The organism is Campylobacter showae, assembly GCF_900573985.1.
Lineage (GTDB): Bacteria > Campylobacterota > Campylobacteria > Campylobacterales > Campylobacteraceae > Campylobacter_A > Campylobacter_A showae_E.
This window is the reverse complement of the sequence record NZ_UWOK01000001.1, coordinates 2,006,567-2,017,715: the sequence shown is the minus strand read 5'-3', so window position 1 is coordinate 2,017,715 and position 11,149 is coordinate 2,006,567. Positions and strand designations below refer to the sequence as shown.

The window sequence follows — 11,149 nt, the reverse complement described above, 5'->3', positions numbered from 1 at the left end:
CACTAGCTAAAATAAATTTAATCCAAGGAGGACGCCCAAAGACGCCAATAGTAATAAAGGTATTTAGAGTAGAGTCGTAAATTAAAGATTTACAGGTAATAGCTAAGTAAATTTAAGGAGAAGCTATGAAAAACTCAAACGTTTCAAGAAGAGATTTTGTTAAGTTAAGTATGGTAGGTGCCGGAGCTTTAGCTCTAGGCGGAGTAAATGCGCAAGCAGCCGTTAACACTAAGGACGTCAAATTTGACGAGGAGTGGGACGTAGTTATCGTTGGTTCCGGTTTTGCAGGACTAGCAGCTGGTATCACCGCAGCCGAAAAGGGCAATAAAGTCCTAATCCTAGAAAAAATGGGACGCGTCGGCGGTAACTCCGTTATTAACGGCGGTATATTTGCCGTTCCAAACAGCGACAAACAAAAAGCCGAAGGCATCAAAGATAGCAACGAGCTATTTATCAAAGACTGCCTAAAAGCAGGCCGCGGCCTAAACCACGTAGATCTCATCGACACCATCGCTACTCGTGCTCAAGACGCATATAAACTAACTCTAAAATGCGGCGCTAAATACATAGATAAAGTTACTCACGCAGGCGGACACAGCGTACCTAGATCGCTTCAAACAGCTAACGGCTCAGGATCGGGCATCGTTCAGCCGATGGTAGAATACTTTAAAAACCTACAAGGCTGCGAGCTAAGACAAAGGGCTAAATTTGACGAATTCGTCCTAGGCGAGGACGGCGGCGTAGACGGCGTGATCATCAGAGAGGATTATAAATTTGATCCAAAGAGCCAAAAAGACGATGCCGAAAACACTACGGGAACTAAAAAAGTTATAAAAGCTAAAAAAGGCGTAGTACTAGCTGCGGGAGGATTTTGCCGCGACGTATTCTTTAGACAGGTTCAAGACCCGTCTATCCTGCCTACTACGGATAGCACAAACCATCCGGGCGCAACAGCCGGCGCTATGAAAGAGGCGTTTAGGATCGGCGCTACACCTGTTCAGCTAAGCTGGATACAGTTTGGTCCATGGGCATGCCCTGATGAAAAAGGCTTTGGCGTTGGCTCTATGTTTAACGTAAACGGAAGCTTCCGCTACGGTATCTCAGTCGATCCAAGAACCGGCAAACGCTATATGAACGAGCTAGCAGACCGCCGCACTCGCTCTCAAGCTATGTTTAAAGTAATCGACGCAAAAGCCGATATCTATCCGATCAACTTCTGCGACTCTGAGGGTGTAAAAAACATGGTCATACCTGAACACTACACCAAACCGCTAGAGTCCGGCGTACTAAAGAAATTTGAAACCCTAGACGAACTAGCCGCAGCTTATAAAATCCCTGCTGCAGAGCTAAAAAAGACCGTCGAGAGATATAACAGCTTCGTTAAATCAGGCAAGGACGAAGACTTTGGCAAACCTATGGATAAAACCACTACAAACGGCGTAGATATCTCTAAACCACCTTTCTACGCTATGCGCGGTACGCCAAAACTTCACCACACTATGGGCGGTATCGATATCAATACCAAAGCTCAGGTCATCTCTCTACAAACAGAGATGCCTATCCCAAGATTATTTGCCGCAGGCGAGATCACGGGCGGCGTACACGGAGCCAGCCGCTTAGGTAGCGTAGCGATAGCCGACTGCTTAACGTTTGGTATGATAGCGGGAGAGAATATAGGCTAATTTGCGGCGTCTTTCGGACGCTTTTTGCGGATTTTGTTAAAATTTGACTCGATAGGCTACGTGCCTTATCTTTGTCAAATTTTAACTTCTTCTGCTTGCAGCTGCGAGCTTGCGAAGCAGAAAACCCCAAAAATCGCCTCGAAATACTTGCAAATTATTGCATTGCAGGTTAAATTTGATCTGCAATGCTTTTTAAATTTAAAGCATAAAATTTACCAAATTTAAAAATCAAATTTTGCCTGGTAAAATTTGATTCCACATCATCTTTCTTAACCCAAATTTCGCTACAATCTCTCAAATTTTATCAAAGCTAGGAGCTAAATTTGCAAAATACTCAAAAACCCAAAATCCGCTGCGACTGGGCGGAGAAAAGCGATCTGGAGCGCGTATATCACGACCGGGAGTGGGGCAAGCTCGTAAAAGACGATGCGAAATTTTTCGAGCTCATCGTGCTGGAGGGCTTTCAGGCGGGCATCTCGTGGCATGCGGTGCTGCTTAAGCGCGAGGCGATGCGAGCGGCATTTGACGGATTTGACGCGCGCAAAATTTCGCTCTACGGCGAGGAGCAGATGGCAAAATTTATGCAAAACCCCGCACTCATCAGAAACCGCCTAAAGCTAAACTCGCTTGCCGCAAACGCTCGCGCATTCCTTGCCGTCGTGGGCGAGTTTGGCAGCTTTTACGACTATCTTTGGGGCTATCTACTGCCTAAATTTGATCCAGAATTTGACGGCAAGCCCATCATAAATCACTACGAAAGCCTAAAACAGATCCCCGCTACCACGCCGCTTGCGGACTTCGTCGCAAAAGAGCTGAAAAAGCGCGGATTTAAATTTCTTGGACCCACGAGCGTCTATGCGTTTTTGCAAAGCGCGGGCGTAGTGGACGATCATCTGGACGCTTGCTTTTGCAAAGGGGGCAAGTGATGCTCGTGCAGAAGCGAGTTTTTAGCTACATAAAGGAGAAATTCGGCGCGCAGGGCGAGCGAGTATTTGACAAGCACCCGGAATTTGCCGTGTTTCGCCACGCGAAAAACCGAAAATGGTTCGCCGTTTTTATGCGCGTGGACGGCGGTAAATTTGGGCTTAAAAGCGCGCAGGAGCTAGAGATACTAAACCTAAAATGCAAGCCTGATCTCGCGGCGATTTTGCGCGACGGGGAGCAAATTTTGCCCGCCTATCATATGAATAAAAAGCACTGGATCAGCGTAAATTTAAACTCCAAAATCGCACCCGAGCAGGTGGAGGATCTGATCGATCTTAGCTTTGAGCTGACGCGGTAAAATGCCTGCTAAAATCCGCATAAATTTCATCTTTTCAGCATCTCAAAATTTCATTTTCGCTAAAATCGGGCTAATAAATTTAATGGGAAATCTTACAAACTTTGATCGCGGCCGCTAGCGTTTAATAGCATAGAGCTGTATCGCGGCGGACGATGTAGGGGGTCTTAAATTTCGCAAAATAAAGAAAAATGAATTTAGCGGCAAATATGCGAAAGAACTCATCTGTGCGTTTTCGCGCAAGACGACTGAACAAGAACCGAGAATATGGCGAATACGAAAAAATACGCGCGACGTATTTTTGCCGAGATTTGCAAGAACGACAAGCGTTATCTATTGCGCCGCAGGCGACGTAAATATAAATACTTTAAGAATTTACAAGGAAAACGAGTGGAAAATTTAAAACAAGGAAATTTTAACCAAGCAAGCGGGCTTCATCGCACGGTAGAAGCGGGCGGGGCGTCAAATTCGGGTCGCGAAAATTTAGCGCAGTCAAATTTAAACGCACAAGCGGCTAGCTTTAATGAAAGAGAGTGTGCAAGGGAGCGAATAGTCGAGTGTAAAAAGGTTCATTTTATCGGTATCGGCGGTATCGGTATCTCGGCGATCGCGCGCTTTTTGCACGAAAAGGGCTTCATCATCAGCGGTAGCGACATCAAAGAAAGCCCGACCACGCGCGAGCTAGCCGCGCAGGGCATCGACGTCATCACGCCGCACAGCAAGGCCGCGATCAAGGATCAGGACTTCGTCATCTACTCGGCCGCAATAAAACCCGATAACGTCGAACTAGTCGAGGCTCAAAGTAAAGGGCTAAAGTGCCTATCGCGCAAAGAGTCGCTGCCGATGGTACTTGAGGGCAAGCGCGTGTTTTCGGTAGCGGGCGCGCACGGCAAAAGCACGACCTCGGCGATGCTCTCTAGCCTCGTGGAGGGCTCGGTCATCATCGGCGCGATCAGTAAGCAGTTTGGCTCAAATATGAAATACGAGCCCTGCGACAACGTCATTTTCGAAGCCGACGAGAGCGATAGCAGCTTTCTTAACTCAAACCCGTATCTAGCCGTCGTGACCAATGCCGAGCCCGAGCATATGGAGCATTACGGCTATGATTTGGAGAAATTTCACGCGGCGTATCGAGGCTTTTTGGAGCGAGCCAAGGTGCGCGTGATAAACGCCGAGGACGAGTTTTTAGGTACGCTAAAGCTAGATGCCGTGCGCCTTTATCCAAGCGTCGATATCACCGAGCTTAGTATGATCGTACGCGATTTCGTGCCTTATACCGCGTTTAATCTAAAAAATTTAGGCAAATTTGAAGTGCTGGGCATGGGTGAGCATATCGCCGTAGATGCGTCGCTAGCGATCTTGGCCGCGCTAAATGAAACCTCTCTGGCGCAAATCAGGCAAAATTTGCTAAATTTTAAAGGTATCAAAAAGCGCTTCGATATCCTAACCGCGAGCCGCAAATTCGTACTCATCGACGACTACGCGCATCATCCGACCGAGATCAAGGCTACTTTGCAATCAGTCTTTGAATACGCCAAGCTGCTAGGCATCACCAAGATCACGTCGATATTTCAGCCGCACAGATTTACGCGCCTAAGCGCAAATTTGCAAGGCTTTAAAGAGTGCTTTGAGGGCATAGACGAGCTTGTTATCCTACCTGTTTATGCCGCTGGCGAGACGCCGATAGATATAAATTTAAAAGAGGAGTTTAAGCACTACAATCCCGTGATGACGCAAAAAGTCGCGCGCGAGGGCGAGGGGATTGCTTTTACGGACGAGTTTGGCGTGAAAAACTTGCTCGATGACGGCTTAGTGATCGGCTTTGGCGCTGGAGACATCACATATCAGCTAAGAGGCGACGCATGAGGGTCATAATCGTACTTTTAGGCGTACTTGCCGCGATTGCGATATTTAGCGTGAGCGACGAAAAGCTAAGCAAAAAGGCGAAATTTATCATCACTTTTTCGGTTATTTTTGTCGCGGCGGCGCTATATTTTTACGAGATCAGGCTAGAAAGTGAGCAGGGCAAAAGGCTGGAGCTAGTCGCGCTTTTCAACCAAGGCAAAACCCTAAAATGCGGAAATTTCGACGTAAATAACACTAAATTTAACTACGAGTTCGGCACGTCATCCTTCGTCGCAAAACGCTCGGCAAAGGAACTAAACAGCGTCAAGATCGCGCTTGATGGCTGCGAATTTAAAGGCGAATAATTGCGTAATTTTAAAGATAATCAAAATTTGACTCAAGGCGGCGTTTGGGAGGCAAACGGGCTGGAAAATAACATCTCGCGCGAGCAAAGAAACGGCGATGTTTCGGACGCCGCGGCGCACCGTGAGCAAAAAGAATTTACAAACGCGGAGGGCTTTGAGCGGCTTATAAAAATTTTAGATTTGCAAGGCTATATGGAGAGGTTTAACTCCTTTTTAGCGCGCCCCAAGCCGCTTTTTATGGCGGGCGACAGCAGGCTGCATTATGAGAAAATTTTAGAACTCTCGCAAAAGCAGTTTGACCCGCCCTCACCGGCTCAAAATCTAGACGACGCGCTCATGCGCCTAAGCAAACAAGCCACGCTGCACGTGAGCGAGATTTTTGAGTTTGCCAAGATAATCGGCTATTTTACCTACCTAAAAACGCTCAAATTTGAAGGCAAGCTAGGCGAGTGGCTCGCTAAAATCGAGATCCCACAGCCGATGCTAAAGCTCGCAAACTCGTTTGATAAAAACGGCGAGCTAAAAGACGAAGTGGACGAGCGCCTGGGCGGTATCAGAGACGCGTTTAGCGCCAAAAGAGCGCAAATAGACGCCGATCTACGCCGCCTCATCTACTCAAAATCCATCACGCCCTATCTCGTCGATACGCAGGTGCACTATATCAGCTCGGTCGAGGCGCTGCTCGTGCGAGGCGGGTTTAACCACGTGCTAAAGGGCACGGTCGTGGCTAGAAGCTCGGGCGGCTACTTCTACGTCGCGCCCGAAAACATCCAAAAACTCAAAAAAGAGCAAAGCGAACTGCTGGATAAAAAAGAGCAGATCGTCTACGAGCACTGTAAAATTTTTAGCTCCGCGATGCACAAGGGCTTGCCGTTTTTAAAATTTATAAACGGCGCGTTTGACGTATTTGACGCCTACTGCGCACGAGTTTTTACGGCTAAAAGCGCTGATTTTGAGTTCGTGCTGCCAAGCGGCGGGTCAAATTTAAAGCTGGCAAATTTCGCTCACCCCGCGCTAAAAAATCCAAAAAGCATCAGCATCGACTTTAGTAAAAAGGTGCTGTTGATCACCGGCGTAAACGCGGGCGGTAAATCAATGCTGCTAAAATCGCTGATAGCCGCGGCATTTTTAGCTAAATACCTGCTACCGATGCGCATAAACGCGCAAAATTCGCAGATCGGAAATTTCAAAGAATTTGACGCCATCATAGAGGATCCGCAAAACGTGAAAAACGACATCTCGACCTTTGCCGGGCGTATGGTGCATTTTTCTAAGCTTTTTACGAAGAAAAATCTGCTCATCGGAGTCGATGAGATCGAGCTTGGAACGGATTTTGAGGAGGCGGCGAGCCTATACGGCGTGATGATCGAGCGGCTGATGGGTCAGGATATCAAGATGATCATCACCACCCACCACAAGCGCCTTGCGATGCTACTAGCTAAAAACCCCGACGTAGAGCTAGTCGCGGCGCTATACGACGAGGAAAACTCGCGGCCTAAATTTGAGTTTTTAAAGGGCACGATCGGTAAATCATACGCCTTTGAGACTGCGGCTAGATACGGCATCGCGGCAAATTTGGTCGCGCAGGCGAAAAAAATCTACGGCGAAGACAAAGAAAATCTAAACGAAATCATCACAAAGACGTTAAATTTAGAGGTGCAGCTCAAAGAAAAGCTCGAAAGCGCGGAGAAAAAAGAGCAAAAGCTAGACTCGCTAATCGAAAATTTAAAAGAGCAAAAAGAGCGAGCCGAGGCCGAGCAACACGAGGTTATAACGCGGCTGGAGCGGGAATATTTTAAGGCGATAAACGAGGCTAGGCGAGCGATAAATCTAGACGACACCAAGGAAAAACAGCGCGCTCTAAACCGCGCAAACGAGGCCAAGCGCGCCGTGCAAAAGCCCGAAATCTCCGCCCCGCCCGAGCTAAAAGTAGGCGACCGCGTGAAATACGGCAAGATCAAAGGCGTCGTGGCGAGCCTTAGCAAAAATGACGCCGTGATACAAACCGATAACGTGAGCATGCGCGTGCCGATAAATCAGCTAAAAATCAGCGGCGAAACGCCCGCGCCGCCGAAAAAATCAGGTATAAACCTAAGCGTGCAAAAGCCGCAAAACGCCAGCGTCACGCTAGATCTGCACGGCCTGCGCGCGGACGAAGCGGTGCAAAAGCTCGATAAATTTATCTCAGATAGCCTAGTGATGGGCTTTGACGAGGTGCAGGTGTATCACGGCATCGGTACGGGCAAGCTCGCCTACGCGGTCAAAAACTTCTTGCGCGAACATCCAAGCGTGAAGGAGTTTTTCGACGCGCCGGCGGGGCAGGGGGGATTTGGAGCGCAGATAGTAAGGCTGTAAATTTGCCTTGCTACGGCTTGTCTCGCGAGTGCTTTTTGCGGATTTCGTTAAAATTTGACCAGATAGGCTACATGCCTAGCGCACGCTCAATTTTGCTTCAAAGCTCGAAAAATCATCTCGCGATACTTCGCCTTATCGTTTTACGTTCAAATTTGAAGTCAAATTTACAAATTTTATTCGCCGAGACCCGCACCGCGAAAATGCTAAATATTAAACTTGCGACGCGATAGCGTCAAATCTAAATCTGCGCATAGCGCAGCAACTTCTCACGTCGTAGGGGGAGGGGAATTAAAGGGGGTGGGGAGCGACTTCGCAATTTAAGCCCCCACCCCCTTTACAATAAAGTAAAAAATAACCTCAAACGGTTGTTTTTTACGCAAGGAAGCCAAACTCGCAACGCTAAATTTAACCAAACCGAATTTGACGCCTTAAAGGTGCGGGTCTCGGTGAGTAAATTTTCCAAATTCTAAATTTAAATTTGCGTGTTTCGTTCAAATTTAACGACCCCAAAATCTCTCAAATTTAGATAAAATCCAAAATACAAAAATCAAAAGGGACGAAGATGAACGCGTTTTTGCAGGGGTTGCTGCTGGGTTTTAGCGCGGCGGTACCGCTAGGGCCCGTAAACGTGATGATAATGAGCGCGGCGATAAGGTCGTTTTGGTCGGCGTTTGCTATCGGGCTTGGCGCTATGAGTGCGGACGTGGCGTATCTGCTGCTTTTAGCGTTTGGCGTGCTTGAGTATTTGCAGGGCGAAACGGCGGAAAAAATCATCGGGATTTTTGGATTTTGCTACCTAGCCTACATCTCCTATGCTATATTTAAAAATGCAAACAAGCCTATAACGGCGGACGCACAGGGCGGTGAAGTAAAATTTAGCAAAAACTACGCAAAAGGCTTTTTCGTCACGCTTGCAAATCCATATACCGTCGGATTTTGGCTCAGCATCGCAGGCTTTGCCAAAAGTTTTGAAAACGCGGGCGCGGTCGTGGCGGGGCTAGTCGCGGCGATATTTATCTGGATCGTTTCGATGCCGTTTGCCGTGCATAAAAGCGCCAAATTTATCTCGCAAAACGTCGCGAAATGGCTAAACTACGTGTGTGCGGTCATTTTGCTGGGGTTTGCGTTCTTCTTACTTTATAAACTATTTTTATAAAATTTAGCTTTTATAATTAACTTAAGTAAATAATGATAAAATGAGAGTAATTTTTTTAAAGAAGTTTTATGCAAAATTTAGATTTTAAAAAGTCGATGACGCAGTTCATCGTCCTGCCGATCGCCGTACTAGTGATCTGCTCTTGTCTGGCTATGGGTTTTATATTTTATAAAAAACTACAAGACTCCTCCAACTATATCTCAAACGTCGATATACAGAGTAAGGTAGAGTCTTATATGAACATATTGCAAATGATTTATAAAGACGTGGCAAAGCGCGATGTAGAGGAGTTTCAAAGACATAGCGAAGCGGCAAAGTCTATCCCTTCGTGGATCGTAAAGCAAACAGGCGAAAAAAACGAACTCATTATCCTAGCTAGTTCGCAACAGCCAAGTTTGATCGGAGAAAATTTGCCATATAAATTTTGCGGTATGGACGCTAATTCGCATGCGCAACTAGCTCGCAACGGCGCTTATAAAAGTATAAAACTAATTCCAGACAACAAAGCCGAGATTTGCTATTTTAAAAATATAGACGGCGCGATAATAGGCTACAATATGGTTCAGGGCGTTAAAATTTCGGGATTTAACGATCCGCTTTTTACGCAGTGGTTTATCGTAAATATGAAAAATACATTTATCGTAACGAGCGTAATGGTGCTTATTTGTATTTTTCAATATTTGCTTTTTTATAGAAGTATAAGAAATAATCAAGTCTCCCTAATGAAAACTAATGCCAAGCTCGTAGCCAATAATGCCGAGATGCAAAAGCGGCTTTACAGAGACACTCTTACGGGTTTGCCTAATAAAACAGCTCTGGAGCGTGATCTGGAGGCGATGAAAAGCCCTAAAATCATCATTGTGGATATCGACGAATTTAGAAAAATGAATAACTACTTCGGTACTGCAGTTTGCGACAGAATTTTAGTACGCATGACGCAAATTTCGCAAAAATTCGCAGATGATAATAATATGACGGTTTACCGAGTGGGGCCGGATCAGTTTGCGTTTATCGAGGATGCAGCGTTTTTTATCGATAGGTACGAAGATCTAGCGACCGAACTTTTAGATAACATTAAAGGCCTAGTCGTCGATATCGCCGCACTTGACGGCGAGCAAAGCGAGATAGAGATACACTGCACGGTGGGCTTTGCGCTTGATGAGACCGATACGTTTAAAAAGGCGATGGTGGCGCTTGAGTTTGCTAAACAAAGCGGAAAGGACTATTTTTGCTACTTTAAAAACATCGACGATACGCCGCAATACGCCGAGCAAATCACTCGCTCAAATATGATACGAAACGCTATCATAAATGATAGGATCGTGCCGTTTTATCAACCGATATTTAATAAAGAAAAGCAAATCGTAAAGCACGAAACTCTAATCCACATCCAAAACAGTAACGAAATCATATCTCCAAGCGTCTTTTTGGAGGTTTCAAAGCGCATCAAACGCTATACAGATATCGAAAAAATGTTGATCGAAAAAAGCTTTAAACTAATCGCCGATAGGCCCGACGCCGTAATCTCTGTAAATTTATCCGGGCGCGATATGACCGACGGCGACGTAAGCGTGTTTATCATCGAAAAATTAAATAAATACAAAGTTGCCGGACGCGTGATATTTGAAATACTAGAGGATGAAAACGTCGAAAATATCGAGCGTATAGGAACATTTATCGAGCGCGTGCGCAGGATGGGCGTAAAGATAGCGATAGACGACTTTGGCTCTGGCTATAGTAACTTCTCTTACATCCTAAAACTAAAGCCCGATTACATAAAAATCGACGGCTCCATCATAAAAAATATCGACACGAGCGAGGACTCTCGCGCTATAGCAGGCGCCATCATCGCCTTTGCTAAAAAGCTCGACATCACGGTAATAGCCGAATTTGTCCGCTCAAAAGAGGTGTTTGATGCATGCGTAGAGCTTGGCGTGGACGAGTTTCAGGGCTTTTATCTGGGCGAGCCTAGAGATAGCCTTTATGAGGATTAAAATTTAACTGCGACGCTATTTTGTCGGAGGCTTTAATCTTTTGCCGTCTTGTAAATTAGCCTTGATTTTTTGATGAATTATCGCCGATTTTTATATCATTTTAACTTTTAATAAAAACAATAATGTCTCTTGCGGAAATTTTAAAGCGGACCGGTTTTTGTAAATAAACTACCAATTAAAGCTTTATAAAATGAAATCTCGTTGAGATAATTGCCGAATTTATGCACTTGACACGCTTTAGGGCCTGCTTCATTAACTTTTGTAATTATTTATGGATCAATTGCCTTCTTGTGTTTGTACTAAGTTTGGTTTAGACTTTTGTTTTTGCGACATCGGCGTCAAATTTGACTTTAATTTTTATTGGGTTTTGGCGCTTCCTGTTTGATTACGAAAAAGCATTATATCGCGCAAGGATAAGATTTGTCCATGCGCCCAAAAATAAGTACATTTGGTTTTTGTAGTTTGGCTTGCGA

General features: G+C 45.7%; 8 protein-coding genes. All 8 read left to right on the top strand.

Translation table 11 applies throughout. The features are described from left to right. The first annotated feature begins 125 nt into the window (after positions 1-125). The 8 genes from EE116_RS10120 (at position 126) to EE116_RS10075 (ending at position 10,676) form a co-directional block, all read left to right on the top strand. The gene (locus EE116_RS10120; RefSeq protein ID WP_122874043.1) at positions 126-1,682 is read left to right on the top strand and encodes a flavocytochrome c; all 1,557 of its coding nucleotides are present in this window, start codon (positions 126-128) and stop codon (positions 1,680-1,682) included. A 323-nt stretch (positions 1,683-2,005) separates the two neighbouring features. Next, entirely contained in the window at positions 2,006-2,608 is a 603-nt protein-coding gene (locus EE116_RS10110; protein ID WP_122874310.1) for a DNA-3-methyladenine glycosylase I, read from the top strand. Continuing rightward, positions 2,608-2,964 carry an MmcQ/YjbR family DNA-binding protein gene (locus EE116_RS10105; RefSeq protein ID WP_206159268.1) on the top strand — a complete coding sequence of 119 codons (357 nt, stop codon included), beginning with the start codon at positions 2,608-2,610 and terminating at the stop codon, positions 2,962-2,964. The genes EE116_RS10110 and EE116_RS10105 overlap by 1 nt, the downstream gene beginning before the upstream one ends. 546 nt (positions 2,965-3,510) lie before the next feature. Continuing rightward, positions 3,511-4,827, top strand: a complete 1,317-nt coding sequence (gene murC, locus EE116_RS10100) for a UDP-N-acetylmuramate--L-alanine ligase (RefSeq protein WP_122874482.1) — start codon at positions 3,511-3,513, stop codon at positions 4,825-4,827. Beyond that, a complete protein-coding gene (locus tag EE116_RS10095) occupies positions 4,824-5,171 on the top strand; it encodes a hypothetical protein (RefSeq protein WP_122874308.1) in 348 nt (115 codons plus the stop codon). Before murC ends, EE116_RS10095 begins: the two co-directional genes overlap by 4 nt. A gap of 192 nt (positions 5,172-5,363) precedes the next feature. Next, positions 5,364-7,526, top strand: coding sequence for an endonuclease MutS2 (locus EE116_RS10090; RefSeq protein ID WP_420886360.1), 2,163 nt, complete (start codon positions 5,364-5,366; stop codon positions 7,524-7,526). Positions 7,527-8,088: 562 nt separating this feature from the next. Next, the gene (locus EE116_RS10080; RefSeq protein ID WP_122874306.1) at positions 8,089-8,682 is read left to right on the top strand and encodes a LysE family transporter; all 594 of its coding nucleotides are present in this window, start codon (positions 8,089-8,091) and stop codon (positions 8,680-8,682) included. Positions 8,683-8,750: 68 nt separating this feature from the next. After that, on the top strand, positions 8,751-10,676 hold the full coding sequence (locus EE116_RS10075; RefSeq protein WP_122874305.1) for an EAL domain-containing protein: 1,926 nt from the start codon (positions 8,751-8,753) through the stop codon (positions 10,674-10,676). Positions 10,677-11,149: the final 473 nt, after the last annotated feature.